8 protein-coding genes (1 of these 8 cut by a window edge) are annotated in these 21,815 nt (G+C 37.3%); 4 read left to right on the top strand and 4 right to left on the bottom strand.

The features are described 5' to 3' along the window. The 3 genes from GSB9_02986 to GSB9_02990 form a co-directional block, all read left to right on the top strand. On the top strand, nucleotides 1-1,979 hold the 3' portion of the coding sequence (locus GSB9_02986) for a helix-turn-helix domain-containing protein (protein UKM66397.1). 460 nt of this gene lie to the left of the window's left edge; only the last 1,979 of its 2,439 coding nucleotides appear in the window; the start codon falls outside the window, past its left edge; the stop codon is at nucleotides 1,977-1,979. A gap of 637 nt (nucleotides 1,980-2,616) precedes the next feature. After that, nucleotides 2,617-3,837 carry a hypothetical protein gene (locus GSB9_02988; GenBank protein UKM66398.1) on the top strand — a complete coding sequence of 407 codons (1,221 nt, stop codon included), beginning with the start codon at nucleotides 2,617-2,619 and terminating at the stop codon, nucleotides 3,835-3,837. Nucleotides 3,838-4,153: 316 nt separating this feature from the next. Continuing rightward, nucleotides 4,154-4,420, top strand: a complete 267-nt coding sequence (locus GSB9_02990) for a helix-turn-helix domain-containing protein (GenBank protein ID UKM66400.1) — start codon at nucleotides 4,154-4,156, stop codon at nucleotides 4,418-4,420. A gap of 46 nt (nucleotides 4,421-4,466) precedes the next feature. On the opposite strand, the gene GSB9_02991 is transcribed toward GSB9_02990, so the two are convergent. From GSB9_02991 to GSB9_02994, 4 genes are all read right to left on the bottom strand, one after another. After that, a complete protein-coding gene (locus GSB9_02991; protein UKM66401.1) occupies nucleotides 4,467-18,062 on the bottom strand; it encodes a T9SS type A sorting domain-containing protein in 13,596 nt (4,531 codons plus the stop codon). A 109-nt stretch (nucleotides 18,063-18,171) separates the two neighbouring features. Then, complete coding sequence (locus tag GSB9_02992) at nucleotides 18,172-18,906, bottom strand: hypothetical protein (protein UKM66402.1); 735 nt, start codon at nucleotides 18,904-18,906, stop codon at nucleotides 18,172-18,174. Between the two features lie 41 nt (nucleotides 18,907-18,947). Further along, nucleotides 18,948-20,654, bottom strand: coding sequence for a hypothetical protein (locus tag GSB9_02993; protein ID UKM66403.1), 1,707 nt, complete (start codon nucleotides 20,652-20,654; stop codon nucleotides 18,948-18,950). Nucleotides 20,655-20,724: 70 nt separating this feature from the next. After that, nucleotides 20,725-21,027 (bottom strand): hypothetical protein, encoded by a 303-nt coding sequence (locus GSB9_02994; protein ID UKM66404.2) that lies wholly within the window; start codon nucleotides 21,025-21,027, stop codon nucleotides 20,725-20,727. 285 nt (nucleotides 21,028-21,312) lie between these two features. Between GSB9_02994 and GSB9_02995 the strand changes: the two genes are divergently transcribed. Next, the gene (locus GSB9_02995; protein UKM66405.1) at nucleotides 21,313-21,813 is read left to right on the top strand and encodes a hypothetical protein; all 501 of its coding nucleotides are present in this window, start codon (nucleotides 21,313-21,315) and stop codon (nucleotides 21,811-21,813) included. The last annotated feature ends 2 nt before the right edge of the window (nucleotides 21,814-21,815 follow it).

Raw genomic sequence — 21,815 nt, forward strand, 5'->3', positions numbered from 1 at the left:
AAGAACAGGAATGGGATTTGCTTAAACATATTTATAAGAACGGGTTTTTCTTTAGCAGTATAGCATTTCAACAAAGCCGGGCGATTACCATAGAATTAAAACACATTTACAGACAAGAAAACCCAAAGTTTATAGAGATTCTTAATCAAATACGGAATAATACACTTAGTGAATCGGCAGCAGAAGAACTCAACAAACGATTTATTCAAGATTTTCAACCCAAGGCAGATGAAGGTTATATTTCACTAACGACACACAATAATAAAGCTGAAGCGACCAACAGGGTGGAATTAGATAAATTAAAAAGCAAATCACTGACCTATAAAGCTGAGATTGAAGGGAAATTTCCTGAGTATGCTTATCCGAATAATGAAAATTTAGAATTAAAGGTTGGAGCTCAAGTGATGTTTGTTAAAAACGATAGCAGTGGAGAACAGCGATACTTCAATGGAAAAATAGGAAAAGTTATCCATTTAGATACCGATGAAGTTGTAGTACATTGTCCTGAAGATGAGTTTAATATCATTGTTACTCCTGAAACTTGGGAAAATATTAATTATTCTATTAATTCTGAAACCAAAGCTATTTCAGAAGAAAAAATTGGCTCATATTCCCAGATGCCACTCCGTTTAGCTTGGTCTATAACTATTCATAAAAGCCAAGGGTTGACTTTTGAAAGAGCCATAATTGACGCTCAAGGCGCATTTGCACACGGGCAAACTTATGTGGCACTGAGTCGCTGTAAATCATTAGAAGGTTTGGTGTTAAAAAGTAAAGTGCACCCGAGCCAGATTATTAGCGACAATCAAGTAAATGCCTTCAATGAAGATGCTGAAAAAAATGCTCCAGATGAAAAAGTTTTAACACAATCTCAAAAAGCGTTTCAGTTAGAATTGATTGAAGAGCTATTTAATTTTTATGCGTTCTTGCATCCAGTCAATCGAATTTTAGATGTCTATTATAAAAATAGAACTGTAGTTGAGGGACCTATTGGTGATACTTTTGAAAAGTTAAAAAGTACAATTGCCCATTTTTTAAAGGTTAGTAATGGGTTTAAAAATCAGTTAAAAGAACTTTCTGAAAATGACCCGGTATTGCCGGAACAAAGTAAAACTATTCAAGACCGGTTTAATAAAGCCGTTACTTATTTTAAAACAGAAATCGTAAAACATGTTGCAGCACCTTTACAAAGCTTCGGGTTTACAACAGATAATCAGGCTATTGGAAGCGAGATTACCAAACACCTTGATGCCTTTGAAGCGCTATTGGCAACAAAGCAGCTATATTTTAAAGAAATTGTTGATGGTTTTCATGTTAACAGTTTTTTGGAATTACGTGCGAAGGCTGTATTTACAGAAAAAGAAAAACCTAAAAAGAAACGTAAAACCATTGTGGAAGGCACAAGTAATATTGAGCTTTTTGAAAGGTTACGCACGCTTAGAAATGATTTAGCTCAGGAAAAAGACTTAATACATTATCAAATATTTACACAAAAGGCGCTTTATGAAATGTGTGAAACCTTACCAACCAATAAGAATGAACTTTTAGAGGTTAACGGTATGGGTAAAACGCGTGTTAAGAAGTATGGTTCTAATATTTTAGAGGTTATTCGGGGCTATTGTGAGGAACATAATATTGAAGTGTCGGGTGAAATAGAACTTTTTAAAGTTCCTAAAACCAAAAGAAAAAAAGGTGATACTAAAAAGGAATCATTACGGATGTTTAAGTCTGGTAAATCTATCCAAGATATTGCAGATGAACGTGAGCTTAACGAAAATACAATTTTCGGGCATTTGGCCAGTTTTGTTCATGCTGGAGAAATAAAAGTAACTGATTTGATGTCTGCAGAACATTACGATGAGTTGAAAACTGCCATTCCCCAAATATCCTTCGAAAATTTATCCGATTTGAAGCATCAACTGGGTGATAAGTATTCTTATGGTGAGCTGCGTTTGGTGTTAGAGTATTTGAAGGATTAAGACACGGGGTTTAATGTGTATTTAGTTTAACTGGAAAAATGTTTGCAAAACCTGAGCAACTGGAGGTTCTCGAATGAGTAGTAAATAGTTTAAAGTTATAGTTTTTATAGTAACGGGGCTCAACTCTTGCCATTTCGAACAGAGAAGTTAAGCCCGTTAGCACCGATGGTATTGCATCCGTTGGAGAGTAGGTCTTTGCTTTTTTGGGAACCCTTCACGGAAAGAAGGGAACTTTAAGTTATTTAATCAATGAAAAACTATATTTTACCCAAATAAGTAATTTAAACAATACATTTCTATATTTAAAGGATGTCCCATTCTATATTCAATCTAGATAACGATAGGTTAGAAAATGCTGTAAAATACACTTATAATATTTGCTATCAACCTTTTAAGTCTTTCCTTCTGGTGTTAATATTTGTATTTTAATTCATACAAAATCTAGTTGTTTTTATGTATTTCATCGATTAAACGTTATTTTATTCGTTTAAAATCATTTTATCTCTATATTTAGACTGAATTTAGCATACTACGTTTACAAGGAGTCAATATTTTAAAAACCAGATATTAAATATATGATGGATATCATACCAACCATTATTACTTAACCTATTATTAATACTAAATTATAATTGATATGAAAAATATAATTATATCTAACTTTCATCCTATTTTGGCTGGAAAGTTAATTAGTCAAGACAAGTTGAATCAGTATACAAAATTTTTGTACTATCATTATCAAAATCATCCTGTTTTAGTTGCAGAAGGAAACATAGATGAAAAAGAACCTATATTTTTTGAAGAAGTATCCGAACATGTTGATAAATATGCCGTTTCATCGAATAATATAGCAAAAAGACAAGTATTACTTTTCGATGAGATAGAGTCATTTATTGTAAATGAAATGGAGTATACAGAGCCTTGGGATTATATTTTTCCTGTTGGTTTTGAAGATTTACAAGGAAGCCATTATGGTCCGAAGATAGGGGCTCGTATGGATTGGTTTAAGAATAAAGTAAAATGTGTTTTTGATAAATTTTATGAATATTCACCCAATAAGCCTGAAAGTATTATACATGTAACATGTTCTGGTTATTCTGCTCCAAGTTTAGCGCAAGAAGCCGTTATAGAGCGTAATTGGGACGATGTAAGCGTTACTCATTCTTATCATATGGGGTGTTATGGAGCCTTTCCTGCTATACGGACAGGTTCAGGATTATTAAGTTACAGTGAAAAAAAGGGAAGGGTTGATATTGTGCATACAGAATTATTGTCAACTCATTTAAATTTAACGGAATTCTCGCCCGCTAATACAGTGATTTGTTCATTGTTTGCAGATGGATTTATTGGTTATTCGCTATATGATGAAGCAAGTTTTTTCGATGATGATTCTATTAAGAATAAAGTTGGATTAAAAATACTGGCTTCTCATGAAGTAATTATACCTGATTCTTTGGAGGATATGACTTGGAATTTGGGAGAGTATAATTTTTTAATGACGCTTTCTAAACGTGTACCTATTTTTATAAAAAAAAATATAGAGAAGTTCGTTACGGATATGTGTAATAAAATTGATTTAAACTTTAAGGAGCAAAAAGATTCGATATATTATGCCATACATCCTGGTGGACCAAAAATTGTTGATCACATTGTGAACGAGCTAGGAATAGATAAAAAACAGGCGCATTGGTCCTATGAGGTTCTAAAAAATAATGGAAACATGTCTTCAGCAACAGTTCCTCATATTTTTAGTGAAATTGTAAAGGATCCTAATATTAAGCCCAACACTAAAATCATTGCGCTAGCATTCGGACCTGGTTTAACTGCAACTGGGTTAGTACTTGAAAAAGTAGCTTGAGTTTTTATAGTGATTTTTATCCAATCTATTTGATTGAATAAATTTAATGATTAAAAACTAGCTTAAAACGGGTAATAAGTACAAGTTTATTTATTACAAAAGGTCTCAAATGAAATGTTTGAAACTTTACCATATAATAAAATAGAACTTTTGGAGGTGAACGGAAAGGGAAAAACTCATGTAAAGAACTATGTTTCTAAAATTTTAGAAGTTATAAGGGCCTATTTTGATTAAAAAATATTGAAACATCAAAAGGACAAGAAATTTTTGATGCTCCCCAACCAAAAAAGAAAAAGGAGATACCGAAAAGCAATCATTGCAAAAGTTTAAATCTGGAAGATTCATCCAAGAAATTGCCAATGAATGTGAACCCAACAAAAATATAATATTCGCGTATTTGGCCAGTTTTGTTGCTTCTGGTCAAATAAAAGTAACCGATTTTATTTTTGCTGAACATTTCGAAGAATTGAAAAGCATCATTCAGAAGTACAATTTTGAAGACTTATCAGACTTAAAGCATCAATTAGATGATAAATTTAGTTATGGTGAGTTGCGTTTGGTTTTAGAGGTATTAAAAAATTAAGGCGAGCCTTTCTCTAAGCCCGCCTTAAAATTTATTGATTCCTGTTTTATCTCAAAACAACAAATCGTTTAGTTTCGGTTTTTCCTTCGTTGCTCACTTTAATGAGATACACACCATCTTGGTAATTCTCATTAAGGTCTAATGTAACTTTTGATTTATTACTTGCCATTTTAGAAATAATTTCTCGACCTAAAGAATCAAATACTGTAAATTCAGTTTTATCTCCAATGGCGTTTAAAAACTCTATAGTTAACTTTTCCTTTGCAGGATTAGGATATAGCTTAAAGTTGAACTTTTGTTCATTTTCAATGCTTAAAGTACTGCAGTCTTCTTCATTTGTATTTGGATTGTTTGAAGGATCGTTGTCATCACAATCACCAGCCATTGTACTATAATTGTCGCCAGGTAGTTGGCATACCGTTTTATTCGTCAATACATTATCAACGCCAAAACCATCGCCATCGCCATCATAATAGTATACCTGTAAATCTCCTTTTATCTCAAGAGTAAATGTTTCAGTTGATTCATTACCTTGACTATCGCTAGCTATTATGGTTACCTGAGTATTTTCTGAAATTACAGTTGTGGCAGCAGGAACTTGTGTAATATTGATATTGCTAGTACAGTTGTCGGTCGTTTCCACGATGGACGAATAGTCCGGCAAGTAAACTGTACAATTTTCATTTCTATCCAAAAGTTGATTGTTAATTGGCGTTATAACAGGTGCTTCGGTATCTTCTGGTATAATTTTAAAGGATACTGAAGACTTATTCCCAGAAGCATCGGTTACTGTTAAAATAGCATTTGTAGTTTGAGTAATCTCTGCTCCTATTTCTGGATATTGATTGATTTGCAATGTACCATTGCAGTTATCGCTAATTCCAGCAATAGAGCTATAATCTTTTACGATTATTGTACAATTATTGTTTAAGGATTCAATTTGGTCATCGATATTACTTATTTCAGGGTAAACGACATCATTTATACCAACAGTAACAGTTTTAGTAGCTGTGATTCCGTTTACATCGGTAACCAAAACACTGTACGTTCCACTTTTGATGTTTGCTAAATCCTCTGGGTCTGGGTCTAAATCTGCAGCACCGGTGCCATCATTATCCCAGTCAAAAGTGTAAGGTGGTGTGCCTCCAATGACTTCAATGTCTATATTCCCGTTGAAGGATTCGGTGCAAGTAGCGTCAAAAGCTTGGGCCCTAACAACCAACCCTTCAACAAATATAGCCGTTATAGTTTTATTAGAATCCATTATGATATTGTCATTGGTGTTGAAGCTGTTCAAATCGCCTTCCCACCTATCGAATGTCCATCCATTTTCTGAGGATGCAGCGAAAGATACTTCTGTACCCGATAGGTAAGGCCCACTTTCAGGGTTTACCGAAACACTTCCGTTGCCTTGAGTGTTTATGGATAGCGTATAAGTTTCTTGAACGAACACTGCTCTGATGCTTTTATCACTATCCATAATTATAGATTCAGAACCAACAGAACCCGATAGGTCATTTTCCCATTGTACAAATTGCCATCCGTCATCTGCTATAGCGTTTACGGTAACATTTGTTCCACTTTCAAAGTAGCTGGTTCTAGGTAGCATTGTAATAGTACCGTTTCCAACTTGTTCTGTTGTTAGTTTAAAGTATTCTGTTGTGATATCTTCTTCCGCAGGCGTGGTATAACAGATAGTATTTTCTGAATGAATCTCACTTTTGTTATTAACATTATCAATAACTACTGGAGCGAGGCAATATGAGGTATTTGGTTCTCCTTCGAATGTAAATTTATCATCAATCCCAAGAACTTCTGAGATTAAATTAAATTCACCATCATTTTCTGAAAGATATACTTCGTAACCTCTAATACCACTTCCTCCAATATCGTCGGTTGCATTTATACCAAAACTTTGAATAGTTTCGAACTCCAGATTGCTATCGGTAATAGCATCAATAGCTGGTGACACAGCATCAATAATATTAACAGCCTCATTAGTAGCTATTGGTTCATTAATGTCAAAAAAGATATTTGCAGAAGCTTTCAATTCATCACCTGTAATGGTTGTACTTTTTGCTTTTATAGAATAGTTGACAAAACCTTCTCCAGCACCGTTGTCATCGTTTACAGGTAAAAAACCTTTTAACGCTTCATAGGGCGGTAACCCTGTTTCGGAATCTATGGATTGGAAACTCCAGAATAATTCAGAATTTACAACATCTATACCGATTGAAACGTTAACATCCATACCAATTTCATCAGTAAGTTTTAGTCGAGTACTATAACTTGAAAGCCCTTCCGGAACGGTGAACGAATAATCTCCAAAGCCAAAGCCTTGTAGCCTAAAACTTGCAGGGTTAAAATTATCGCCTAACACTTGTCTTATTACAACTCTTTGAGCGGGGGCTGTGGCAAAATCAGGGTCGTTTTCAAAGTTAATTGTGTAATTTAAGGTCTCTTTATTTGATACGAATTTTTCTGGTCCAAAGCCTTCTGGGCCAATAATTTCATTGGGGTCACATGAGCCTACTACTGGCTTGCAGAAATATTGTTGGCCATAACAAAGCGCTAAACCTGTAATACCTGATCCTCCCGATAAAGCATCTGCAGCTGCATTACCTATACAACCAAACTCTGAAGCTGTGGATGCAGCTTCACTTTTATCGTTTAAGTTATTTAATGAAAATGCACAACTTAATCCTCCTGCACTGCAGACAATAACAGGAATAACACAACCCGCTCCAGTAGCGCAAAAAACCAAACTTGATAGGCATCCTCCAGCAGACAGACCACAATCTAAAGCAACAAAAGCAACATCGCACCAACTAGGAGTACCATCACCACCGCCACCAGTTGCAGAGCAATCTCCTCCTGGGCCGGGTGGACTATCTGGATCATTGGGGTCATTGGGGTCATTCGGGTTGTTCGGGTCATTCGGATTGTCCGGGTCATTTGGAGTATTGTCATCATCAAAATCAGGATCTTTTTCTGGTTCTGGTTTTGGACAAGGTGTACCGGGAGGCGCACCAAGAATACTACCACTCGAGCAGTCAACTGGTTTAGGATCGCAATTTTCACCAAAACAGTTCGGGTAAGGAGGAATATAAGGCTCATCATCATCACAATCTTCATCAATTAGCCCATTACAATTATTATCTATACCATCGCATAATTCTGGAGCACCTGGATGGATTAGGCTATTATTATCATTACAATCCCCTTCGCATATAGTGTAGCCGTCATTATCGTTGTCATCGGTTGCTGTACAAGTATCACAATTTTCATCAATAATACCATCACAATCATTGTCCTTTCCATCATGGCATATTTCTTTTTTACCTGGGTAGATACTACTGTCTAAATCGTTACAGTCACCTTCAAACTCAGCAAAACCATCATTATCGTTGTCTATTTCATTTGAAGGAATTACACCATCACAATTATTGTCTTTTCCATCTGGAATTTCAACTGCACCTGGATAAATGCTACTGTCATAATCATTGCAGTCGCCTTGGCATTTCGAAAATCCATCACCATCCAAATCTTGTTCAACTAAAGGAATTATGCCGTCGCCATTATCATCAATGCCATTACAAATTTCGTTGCAGCTTCCGTTTTCAGGACATTCACAATCAATTCCATAAGTACAACCATCTGGTCCATCGGGACCTTGATTACCCGGAGAAATAGAACCATATCCGGGGCCACCTGGCCCACCAACACCTCCTTTTCCTGAGCTTATGTATTGATTGCCAGGGCCACCTGGTCCACCAGGAGAACCGTCTTCACCAATACCACCGGGAGCGCCAGGGACACCATCCTCACCCAATCCAGGTTTATAAGCTGTAAAACAAATAGCCAATTCATTATCGTTGATTTTTTCAATTGAAAAAGTTCCTCCATAGATGTAGTTATAGGCTGTAAAGCCATCTGTATTAATTAAAAATTTTGAGACATCGAATCCTACGATACCATCGGAGGCTTTTAAAATCGTCCAGCATTTGTCAACAGCAGGATACCAACCAGCTAAATAAGTTGGGGAGTTGCTGTAGTCTAAACTTTTAATATTAATTGTAAAAGGATTTTCAGGGGTCGATTCTATATTAAGCTTACCAGATAGGTTCATGATATCATGACCTAAATTGGCACCAGCTTCGCCATTATATTTATTTATTTCCCAGTTGTAGTTGGCTCCAGGGCTAAACGTTGCATTTGAAGCTCGTAATATATCAGGGCCTTGAATGCCTGGGTTATAAGTGTTTTGGTTTAGCGCTATTTCGTTTTGACAGTTTTCACATTCAAAATCTACAAGAAGTGTATCGCTGGCTTTTAAGAATCCATATTCTACATAGTTTTTGAGCATCAATTTAGAAAAAGCAGTCTTGTCTTCTACTAACTCTCTGTTATCACTAAGGTAACCTGGTGTTTCTAGAGCAAGTTGTCGAGTGGATTCAATATTTTTTAGTGCATTAAAAACCATAGTTTCTTCGTTTCCACCTATTACCCTTGCCCTTAAAGGGAAGGTGTTGCCAGAAAAATTAGCAATGTGTACACTAGCCATCATAACTTCACCTGGTTTAAAATCTCTAGCCGTAAATGGAATAAGTTGATAACCTTCGTTTGATTTGTAGTCTGGCATATCTTGAAGTCTACCGTAAACATCAGTAACAGAATTTTTTTTGAGTTTTCCGCTGACACTGATATCTAAAATATCTACATTGTCTAGCATGGCTATTTCAGCTAAAACTCCGGGCGTGTCGACATTATTATCATTTCTAATAATGAACTCAAAAAAGGCACTTCGTCCTCTTCGCAATAAATCTGGCGATAATATATCATATGTTAAATTACTGTATCCAGTGCTTTCTTCAACTGTTATTGATTGATTCAATATTACGGAAGAACCATCAGGGTTTTCAATTTCTAAATCATAGGTATTGAATGCAACATCTGATAAATCCCATGATATTTCTGCTTCCATGCTACTTTGTAAGTTTATACTTAAAGCAGTGTTAACCGTTGTACCGTTATTTAATAATCGAGCAACCATATCTGGTCTAAAACCAGCACCAGTAATTGAAGTACTAACCTTACCATCTCCAACTGTATTTGGGGAAACAGAAAGTAAACTGAAATCTAATAATTCAGCGTTTATGGTTAAAGTTTGCAAGGCTGACAAATCTGTATTGATTAATAAATAATAGTCACCTGCTTTTGTGTTGGGCACCAAAACACGCTGATCTGTCGAGTTTTTGTAAATACTTTGAAATTCAAACAGATTTGGAGTAGGTACGGTTTCATGAGATACATAAACATTATTGTTTCCTATGTCTCGGGTAGATTCTATATCAATAATCAAATCTTTACCTTCTTCAACCGAAATTTTATAATACAACCAATTCTGATTTTCTATATTTTTTGTAGTTGGTGTACTTAACGGTAAAATTCTAACGTCAAGCGCTATGGTTTCATTTGTGGCCAAACTATTATTGGTAAAGTCATTCTCGTTTATAGAAGATTGAATATTAGTTCGTCCGATTCCATAATAATTGCCTGGAAATAAACCTCTAACATTTCCCGTAAGGTCGAAAATTCTAGTTTCTCCTGGTGCTAAAGTGATTGAAAAATCATTTGATCCAATTAAAGATGCCAACGCACCATTGTACTCAGCTTGGGGAGATAAATAAAAAGCATTTGCTAGGTTTCCAACAGCCGTATTATCGCCAATATTATTTACAACTAGTTGAGAGTCGAATGAATCGCCCAATGTGGCTTGTGTATCTGTGTTTATAGAATTAATTTTAAGATCAGAAGGGTCTTGAATTTCTATTAAAACAAGCTGGGAGGTTTCATTGTTAGATTCACCATTTTCAAACCCTTCATAAATTTTGTTTGAGGAATCTGTTTCCCCTATCAGATAATAATTACCAGATGCATGATCAGGGATTTTGAGCTTGACTTCCGTTGTTGCAGATTCGCCGGGAGCTAGAACAGTTTCTTTTAAAGATCCTCCTATGCCGTTGTTTTGTAAGGTAGCCGTTGGAAGTGAACTAAGGTAGAATTTATCGTACCACTCGTTTTTTGTTTCACCAAGACCTTGGTTTTGTACCGTATAGCTTATGGTAAAACTTTGCCCATTAACTAACGTTTCAGGAGCGCTAAAATTGGTAATAACCAAATCGGCATGAGGGGGTAATATGAGCTGAATAGGTATGTATAATTGATTGTTGATTTTATCTTTATCTTCTTCATACCTATTATCAAAATCTGCCCAAAGAATAATGTTAAAATCACCTTCAATGCCATTGGGTATTTTAAAAGTTGCATTTTGTGTAATACTGCCACCTCCAATTAATTTAGAGATAGATCGTTGCCCTAGATAAAAATCGTCTGCACTCAATTGGGTGTCGAAACTCAAATAAACCCGAGTAACAAATGATGATAAGACATCAGAAGTTCCAAAGTTTTCAACCGTCCAATTTATAGGGATTTCTTCTCCAGAATTGGCTGTGCCCTGCGCATCAATATTGGTAAGAGCAATATCTAAGTCTATAGGGGCGGGTTCTGGTGGATTAATAATAATAGGCGAATTTAGACTTATAGAAGCATTACTCATTTTATTGTTTAGTTCGTCTATCTCAAATACCTTGTCGTAAGCATCTACATAAATGAAAAAATAAATATTATCAGGAACAGTACTGGGCAAAGTACACGTTCTGGTATACTCAATGGTTTGATTTACATTGATGGCTGTAGATATGTTTTTTGTATTGAGCTCTTTTGCGTTTCTAGGATTCCATTCGGTATTTTCAGACCAAAATATTCTATCGCTTCGAGAACTAGATTCTTTAGTGCCTAAATTTTTCACCCGATACTTTAAATTAAAAGGGAGTGTGCGTGTTATGGTTTCTGGGTAGGATATAGAAACTGGTACTAAATCAGGCCGGTTATCCAAATTAATGCTGATAAGGTTACTCCTAATAGTGTCGTTGGCACTCGTTTCAAATTCAAATATATCATCTTTTACGTCGGTAATTATGTAAGCGTAATAATCACCTTCGGTTTTTTCAGGAAGTTTAAAACCTTTTGTGACCGTGTATGACATGCCGTTTTCAAAATCACCGGTAATACTCTTTCCTGAAATGAAAACTTCTGCATTTTGAAAAAATGAATTATTGCCAAGTGAGGTCGCTTCATTTATATTGAATGTAGGTTCTTTTGAAATGAACACTTCGTCTACCCATGAATTTTTTATAGGCGGATTAATGCCTTGGTTTGCCACAGTCCACGATATGGTTAAATCTTGATTTGCTGTTGCCTCGATTGGTGTGTTTATTGATATTAATGCTAAGTCTGCAGGAGGCGTAAGCACAATGTTGATAGGCTCACTTCTAATAATATTATTGGAATAAATAGGCTCGTACATCCCCATAAAATTGCTGATTACGTATATGTAATATTCACCAAATATGTTTTCTGGGATTTCAATTTCTTTAGAATAGTTGTAGGTGTCATTTACTTCTAAATAGTCATTGATGACACAACCACCACCGTTTTGTCCTAAAGAAGCTCGGTAATCTTTTATTTTCTTTGCTGTCGCAAATGAAAATGTAGGGTATTTAGATAAATATATGGCATCTCTCCAATGGCGTTCAAATATGCATGGATCGTAATCTGTATTTTGTGGAATTGGAGAAAACGAAATAGATGAGCTACCTCCATAACCGCCTGAATTGCCACCAGAACTGATATTTATATCAAATACTATATATGGAGGTTTCCACCAAAAACCGCCTATTGCTGTTCTTTCGCCTATATTTTCAGCTGAATATTGAATTGTTATTTTATCCCCAGAGAAAGCATTTGTTGGCGCACCAACATTAACCATGCTTAAATCTGGTGCAGGCGGAATCTCAATAAACAATTTTTGATAGAACAGATTGTTTTGTTCGTTTATCTCAATGAGGTCGGCACCATGAGACCGTCTTTCGTTTACACACTCTCCATTTTCTGTAGTACAATAGCCATCAACATTATCGGTTATTACGAACAAGTAATATGAGCCTACATGGTTCAAAGGGATGTTTACTTGTTGAACATTGGTATATGATTCACCAGGGTTAAGAGAAGATACACTTGTGAATTCTCCCAGTAGCGTATCGTCACCACGACGTAAATCCAAGTCGGGCGAAAGATATAATCGGTCTTTCCATATAGTGTTATTTGTACTTCCGTTACCAACATTTGTTACTTCCCACGATACTGTTATCGTACCGCCTCCAACAGCATCAGTGGGTATTGAAACGTTGTCTAAAGTTAAATCGGGTGTTCCTGATGGTGTAAAGGTTTGTATAGGGCCAGCGGTTTCAAAACACGTGTTTTTTGCCACTATCTGCCACGAATATTCGGTTGCAGGAATTAAGTTTCTAACGTTATATGATATTTCTTGAAGGTTAGAAACTATAGGCGTTTCGCTTTTTGTTTCGTGGGTTGGCCAAACATAGATGTCATAGTATACACTATTGGCACTTGGAGACCAAGACAGGCTAATTGGTTGTGTCATGTTAACAGAACCCGTAGTGGGGGTCATGTTGCTTACTTCTCCTGGAGGTGATGCAGGAATCACTTCAATGAAAACCGTATCTGTAAAGGTACAGCCATTGTTATATGTGCCTTCAACGGCATACTCTTTATCAGTACTAGGGGCAACAGTTATGCTGCTTAAATTAGAGCCTGTTGACCATGTTTGGGTGTCTGCATTGTTGACCGAAAGTTCAATAGTTTCTCCAATACAGATTGTAGTAACAGAAGAAGTCTGTATAGTTGGTGTTTGTATGATATTTAAATCAAAGAACTCCGAAACTGCTTCACACCCTAAGTTATTCTCTATTTTTGCTTCGTAAAGTCCTGGCAAGTTGGTAGTGATTTCAATTGAAGTTCCCATATCGTAAAATTCACCTTCGTATATTCTTTTCCAAATTACAGGAGTACTGAGTTGAGTGGTGAGTACTGTTTCAGAATCTTCACAAAGCGTATTTCCTGAAGCTGATTCAATAATTGGAGTTTCACCTGGGTTTGAAACCGTTAGGTTGATGGTATATTGAATAGGACACCCGTTTGGTGATGTGCCGTCTTCTATGGTATAAATGCCTGAAGAGTTGAGAACCTGGCCAGCAACTTCATAAAAATCACCCTCACAAATGGTCACTTCTTTATACGCTTTTTGTGTTTCAAGAACCGTAATAATAGTTGTGTCTGATTCGTTGGAAACGGTATATGTTAGCATATATTCACCTGGGGAGGCACTTGAGGTTAAAAACGTATTTCCATCCACAAAATCACCAGACCATGTTCCGCCGGATGGTGTGCCGTCGGGCAGAGAAAAGTCAGATTCACTTTCGCATAGGTCATCAAGGCTGGGTGCTACAACAACAACAGTATTGTCAATAATGGAGAAACTATCTTGTGCTGTTCCAGTACAATTGTTTTCCTCATATTCATAAATTAAGGTATAGGTTCCTGGCGATAATGTTGAAGGATCAATACTGGTAATTGTAGATTCTGGACTGGTGTTGAAATAATAAACGCCCCCCATAGGTGTACCCATATCTAGAGTTATTACTGTGTCGTCGATATTTAAACTCTCAAAAGGTAAATTTAAAGATACCGTTGGAAGCGGTGTAACTGTAACGGTCACTTCCTCTGTATTAGTACAGCCATTTGTATTTGAAATGTCTACCGAATAGATTGTCGTTGCAGACGGGATTACTGATATTTCTGAAGTAGTTTGCCCGGTACTCCACAGATATGAGTTTCCTCCAGAAGCTGTTAATGTGGTTGTTTCTCCTGAGCAAATGGTAATATCTTGTGATATTGAAGTAATTGGTTGCGAAAAATGGGTTATATTTTTTAAATTATTGTCGTTTGTATCATCAATATCATTTTCAATTATCGTATAGGCGTTTATATTATAGGTTTCTTCAGAATAAAGATTTGCCGTTTGAGCAAACGTGTAGGTTGTATTGTTGCCCGATAAAAGATTTATATTATTTATTGTTTCAATAACTGTTGCGCCACCATTAATACTGTAGGCCACATCAAGATTGTTAATGGCTGGGTCTCCATAATTTGTGATTTCAACTGTAATTACTTCATTTGAAGTTAAATCACAACCCGAATCAGGAGAATTGATTGCTGATATACCGACATCATAATTGAAAGTCGTGTTTTGGGATGTTGTATAGGCTGGAACTAGATATAATTCACCATTTTCATTGATGGCGTATTCGTAGAAAGCAAAATAATAAATGGTAGATGGATTTAAACCTGATAAGTTAAAGATATTGCCAAAATCATTGTAAACGACAAAGTTGCCATTTCCCAAATCATCCCCATCTCCAAAAGTTGAACTAGCATTGTATGTGGTAAAATCTGCAGGGGTTACATTAACAGCACTGCCCTCGCGAGCTATAACGAGTCTCCGTGTTCCGTCTCCTGGGCTAAAGCTTACATCAAATGAGTTTAAATCTATATTTGTAAATTGTGCGTTTGAAACTTGTACTGTGGGTCGTTCACCAAAGGTTTCTAAAGCAAATTTGTACCCTGGTGTTAAGTATAGTTTTGAATTACTTCCATTAAATTCAAATAAAGCAAAATGATAGTTTTGACCTGACAGTAAATTAGTGATATTAACATTTGTGCCGGTACCAGCGTAAAGCACGTAATTACCAGAATTACCAATTTCATAAGTACCATTGTAGAATCCTCCAGAGTTTGAATTATAATTAGTGAAATCTTCTGGTTCTACTGATACAGGGCCATCTTGTCTGCCGATTAATAGCCTACGGGCGCCGTTTCCTTTTGTCCATGATATATTAATACTTGTAGTGCTTCTGCTGCTTATAAAGGCATTACTAGATTGCACTGTAGGTTCGCCTAAAGTAGTATAGTTGGCTTCGTACGGCGGGTTTCCATTGGTGTCGTTTCCGGTGAGGTAAAAGGTTTCTGTACCCGTACCGTTGAACTCAAAGACTTTAAAGTAGTAAGTGGTCTCTGGCTGTAGGCCGTACACCCAACTGCCTCCGTTGGGCCCACTGTACATAACGAACTCTCCTGGAGCTACTTCCTGTCCTTCCCCAAAGGTGGAACTGGCGGTGTACGAAGCACCGTCAGTGGGCACTGCGGTAACGGGGCTACCTGCCTTGGCGATGATAAGTCGGTTCTGTCCGTTGCCGTACCACGATGACGATAAGTTCCTGTAGAACCTGTCGCCGTCCACGTTACTGAAGCTCATATTGGTTGTGTTCAGTGATGGATAGGCCGTGGTGCTCTGGCTGGCGGTAGCGCCAGGTGTTGAAACAGAAGAAGTGGAGGTAAGGTACAGTCTTTCGTTTGAGCCATTGTACTCAAACAGGGCAAAGTGGTAAGTTGTGTTTGACTTTAGGTTGTAAACATAGTCGCTGGTGCCCGAGCCTTCGTAAAGTGCGTAGTTCCCAGTACCTATTTGTGTTGCGCTTCCAAAGCTGCTGCTGCTGCTGTAGTTTATGCCGTTCTGAGGCTCTATATCCACAGGACTTCCTTCTTTGGCAATTAGGATGCTTCCCTGCCCATCGCCTCTTGTCCAGCTAACTGTCATAGCTGTACCAATAACGTTGCTGAATTGTATGTTACTTGCCTGTTGGACGGGCTCAGACAAAGTAGTATAGTTGGCTTCGTACGGCGGGTTTCCATTGGTGTCGTTTCCGGTGAGGTAAAAGGTTTCTGTACCCGTACCGTTGAACTCAAAGACTTTAAAGTAGTAAGTGGTCTCTGGCTGTAGGCCGTACACCCAACTGCCTCCGTTGGGCCCACTGTACATAACGAACTCTCCTGGAGCTACTTCCTGTCCTTCCCCAAAGGTGGAACTGGCGGTGTACGAAGCACCGTCAGTGGGCACTGCGGTAACGGGGCTACCTGCCTTGGCGATGATAAGTCGGTTCTGTCCGTTGCCGTACCACGATGACGATAAGTTCCTGTAGAACCTGTCGCCGTCCACGTTACTGAAGCTCATATTGGTTGTGTTCAGTGATGGATAGGCCGTGGTGCTCTGGCTGGCGGTAGCGCCAGGTGTTGAAACAGAAGAAGTGGAGGTAAGGTACAGTCTTTCGTTTGAGCCATTGTACTCAAACAGGGCAAAGTGGTAAGTTGTGTTTGACTTTAGGTTGTAAACATAGTCGCTGGTGCCCGAGCCTTCGTAAAGTGCGTAGTTCCCAGTACCTATTTGTGTTGCGCTTCCAAAGCTGCTGCTGCTGCTGTAGTTTATGCCGTTCTGAGGCTCTATATCCACAGGACTTCCTTCTTTGGCAATTAGGATGCTTCCCTGCCCATCGCCTCTTGTCCAGCTAACTGTCATAGCTGTACCAATAACGTTGCTGAATTGTATGTTACTTGCCTGTTGGACGGGCTCAGACAAAGTAGTATAGTTGGCTTCGTACGGCGGGTTTCCATTGGTGTCGTTTCCGGTGAGGTAAAAGGTTTCTGTACCCGTACCGTTGAACTCAAAGACTTTAAAGTAGTAAGTGGTCTCTGGCTGTAGGCCGTACACCCAACTGCCTCCGTTGGGCCCACTGTACATAACGAACTCTCCTGGAGCTACTTCCTGTCCTTCCCCAAAGGTGGAACTGGCGGTGTACGAAGCACCGTCAGTGGGCACTGCGGTAACGGGGCTACCTGCCTTGGCGATGATAAGTCGGTTCTGTCCGTTGCCGTACCACGATGACGATAAGTTCCTGTAGAACCTGTCGCCGTCCACGTTACTGAAGCTCATATTGGTTGTGTTCAGTGATGGATAGGCCGTGGTGCTCTGGCTGGCGGTAGCGCCAGGTGTTGAAACAGAAGAAGTGGAGGTAAGGTAAACTCTACCACTACTGCCATTGTACTCAAACAGGGCAAAGTGGTAAGTTGTGTTTGACTTTAGGTTGTAAACATAGTCGCTGGTACCCGAGCCTTCGTAAAGTGCGTAGTTCCCAGTACCTATTTGTGTTGCGCTTCCAAAGCTGCTGCTGCTGCTGTAGTTTATCAAGTCTTCGGGCTCAATATCAACCGTGCTTCCTTCCTTAGCTATAAGAATGCAGCCCTGCCCATCGCCTCTTGTCCAGCTAACGGTCATACTCCCCCCCAATACATTGCTAAACTGTATGTTGCTGGCCTGAACTGTGGGAGCGGATAAGGTTTGGATACTGGCTTCTAAGAAACTACTGGTAAGGTATTCAGTAGAAAAATCTACGCCGTTATACTCAAAAACTTTTAGAAAATATGTTGTATCAGGCATTAAGCCTTCTATGTATATATAAGAGGAAGATGAACCATCATAAACCACAAATTCGCCTGATGCAAGTTCATTTCCCAAGCCAAATGCATCGGCCGTGTAATCCGCACCATCTGTTGGTATAGCAGTTACAGGAGACAATGCTTTAGCAACTATTATACGTTTTGCTCCATCGCCGGGGGTGAAGCTTACCCTTATCCTGTTGCCATCGGTTTCAACAACTGAAAAATTTGTAGAAGCCGTTGTGGGTGCTTGCGAATATCCTAGAAACGAACATAGTACTAAGAAAAATAAAGTAACATATTGTTTCATTTGCTGGTTGGATGGTATCATGACGTTTATTAATTACGTTAGTTATTCATTTTTATGAGCCAAACAAAAGGGATTAAAATGGTAGGTAAGGGGTTTGTTGAATTTTTATTCGAGATACTTGATATTCTTTTTAAAGGGTTTTACCCTCTGAGAAAATAAATTTTGTTTCTTTTGGAATCTTATCAACGGTTTGCATTTTGAACTTTAATGGTCTTACATGCCCTTCTTGATCCGTGTACACTTCTTCAACTTCAATTTTAACAATGTTCCAACCTTTTTTTAAGTCGATATCGTAATGATGTATGAGGTTAAAAGTGCTTTTCATATCAAGCGTATAGGTTTTGGTTTTGCAAATTCCTTTAACAGAAGCCCTTTCGGGGACATAATAAAAGTCTATATAATAACCAGTAACAAAATCTTTTTTTCCATAGGAGAAGTAACTTTCACTAAAAGCTTTAGAACTAACTAGTCTTAATTTGCCGATAGGTTTTTTGTCTTTTATAATACCGATGAAGAAATTTCCTTGCATGGTTAAAGATTCTAATTCCAATTCACCGTTTACAGTTTTAACATCTTCTGAACCGCAATAAAAAGCCCTGCTAACCGAATTGTTTTTAATTCTAATGTCTTTGCTTTTGGTATTGGCTTCATTTTGAGTCTCTGTGACGACTGATGCCATGTTGTTTTCCAATTCTATGGCGAACTTGCCATTAGCTTTTATGGTGCCAATAGCTTTGGGTTCTTTTACTGGCAAAATAATTTCTGCTTTACCGCTTTGGTAATTGCTTATTTTGCCATTAACACTTAGCTGTGTTGAAATGGTGTTTATAAAAAGAAAGATCATTATGTAAAGTGTCAACTTCATGTAAATGGATAATTTTTATTTTATTCTTTCGATTTACTAACTTAATTCCCCATCATCCCTGAAAGGAATTTCATTTCATTATAGTCGCCTTTTTTTATGGATGACTTTTCTTTTTTTAATGACTTTGCTATAATATTGACATTGTTCTTGGATTTCTTTTTATCGACCATGTCCATTTCCATAATCAAGCCATTGGCGAATTGTTTTGTAATTCTTGGGTCGATATCTGGAAAATCCATTTTGGTTTGTCCGCCAAAATTTAAAAAGTTGGCAAGTGTGATATCTGCTTCTGTGGTATGGTAAATTTTCATAATATACCTGTCATCTTCAAATTGAAGACCCTTACAGTTATAGCCAATTATGGTTTTTGTTGGAAGTTCTGTAATTTTGTATTTATCAATATCTATGTCGGTTTTCCCTGAATCTTGAGTTGGATACATTTGTAAAAACTTAGAGCCTTGGGCATCCATGAACATAATCATAGCATTAAGGTTTAAATCGAAAACCATAGTAGTAATTCCCATATTTTTATTTTCTCTGCTAGTTATTTTTGTAGCTTGGTATGGGGCATCCTCTTTAATGAGAAAGGTCATGTTCATTACGTCTTTATTTTTGGAATTGATAACCATTTCGGTTTCGAGTAGCCAATCAAAATCATAAGAGTCTGGCAAATCCTTTTTAGTGACATCAAATTCCTTTAAGGATTTTTTCATCCTTTTGGTCATACCTTTGCTATCGCTGGTATCGTAATCGTCTTCATCAATATCATTTTTGGGTTGATTGCCACCTTTTACAACGTTTTTCATTACGCCCTCCATTAACCCTTGGCCTTGAGCCTTAACTTCTCTGGCTTGAGGGAGCTGTACCTCAACGGGCTGGTAATTATAGAGCAATAAACTCTCGCCAGCTTCTGGTGGTGTGAAGCTCATATCGAACGATGTAGGTTCTTCGGTTTCTCCTTTTTTGGTATAGATTTCCACTAATCGGTCTTGGTCATCGAAAAGCACATAACTGCCTTCATAACCGGGTTCGTTTAGGAATTCGAATTTTGTGTATGTTTTGCCTCTTAGGATTTGTTTAGATTCTTTAAAATCCACATATCTAAAATCGTCAGGTTTGTATATAAAGGCAAATTCTACAATGCCATTAAAAGGGTTGGCGGTCATACCTAAATCAGTTTGTTTTTGCAAACTGGCCATTACAGGCTCGGGAGGTAGTTTATAAGCTTCGACTATCATGGTCGGAATCATCATGCCTTGACTTTGGAGTGCTATAATTGACGATTTGGTGTACTCGCCGTCTTTATACGAATACATAAAGCCTTCGCTATCTATGTAACTAGGTTTTGGCATATTACCCTGTTCAGATCTTACGGCAACTTGATTGGCGTCAAAAAATTGTGTTTGGTTTAGGTTGCTATTTTCATGGAGCTTTATAACAACATCTTCTTTATAAAAATCCTTTTTGGCCTTGGTGTTTTTGTTTAAGGCCGCATTTGCCGGCTCCAAAGCAGTTGTTTCCTGTTCGTTTTCTTTTGAATTTTCCTTTTGGGGCTTATTTTTTTTAGATAATGTTGCGTCATCTATTGTTTTTTCAGTCTTTTTAGAAACAACCTCATCCGTTTTACGTAATATGGTACGTTCGGCGGCCTGTTCGGCTTTTTGTTTAAGTTTTTTTAAAAACTGTGCCTGTGTTGGCAGTGTGAAACAAAACGCCAATAGCATTGTTATTATCACTTTATTTTTCATAACCTTTATTTTTAATTTAATTGGTTGACAAATCAATTTTGAATTTTAGAGGTTAAGTTGGTTTTTACTGTTAATTTCCAAATTCTTTCGAGCAATCCAAGGCTGTCCATTCTTGAGCGGCATTTTCAAGGTCTGCATATTGTTCTGAAAATTCTGAGCACCCCTTTACGGCTTCAATAAATTCAAGGGCAGAATTGCGTAAATTGTTGCAGGTAGTTTCAGAGGGATCTTCCTGAAACGCGGTAAGAATATTTGTGTACTCTTGTGATTTTACAAGTAATTGGTCACAAAAACCAGTAGGGTTATTATCATCACCATCATCACTATTACTGGAACAACCTGTTGTAGCGAAGACTGCAAATGCTAAGATCAAAGAGGTTTTTTTAAAAAAGTTGAAGTTTGTTGTGTTAATCATATTTCAATTAAGATTTTTGTTTTAAGTAAATCTATATCGAAACAGAATAAAGTCATCAAACATATGTTTCAAAGTATGCCATATATGTAACATTTTGTTTTTTTAAATTTTTTCATTTGAAAACCAGGGGTTTAAGTAGGGTGTGGGATTGGTGTTTAGAGAGACGTAAGATATCGCTCTATTTAAGACTAAGTAAACTATCGTTTTTATTATTTGTTAAATAATTTATTTATTTTAGTGCTCATGAGCATAATCATCCAATCTACTTTAAGCACCATGCAAAAAATGCATGGCATATTAAATAGTTTGTCCAACGTTCAATTATGTAATGATTCCGTTTCGCCTTACCATTCTAGTATCGGTACCCACATTAGACATATTTTAGATTTTTATGACTGTGTTTTAAGTGGAAGCCAGAACAACAAAATTGATTTAACGGCGAGACGAAGAAATAAAGATGTAGAATCGAGTTGCACGTGTGCGCAAGAATATCTAAATAAAGTTGAGCAAAAACTGAAGTCGGCCAATTTTATAATGGAAGATACTGTAAAGGTAGTGGATGATTTAGGTCTCGGTAAAACGGAAATACCCTATACTTATGGTGCTTTATTGGCCCAGGCCAATAGCCATACCATTCACCATTACGCCATTATCAATTATATTTTTGATAGGCTAGATATTAAAGTTGAAGATTCTAGCTTTGGGTATAATCCTACCACACCAAAGCAAATTTTAGAGGAGTAGCG

The sequence above is a fragment of the Flavobacteriaceae bacterium GSB9 genome (genome assembly GCA_022749295.1).
Lineage (GTDB): Bacteria > Bacteroidota > Bacteroidia > Flavobacteriales > Flavobacteriaceae > Flavisericum.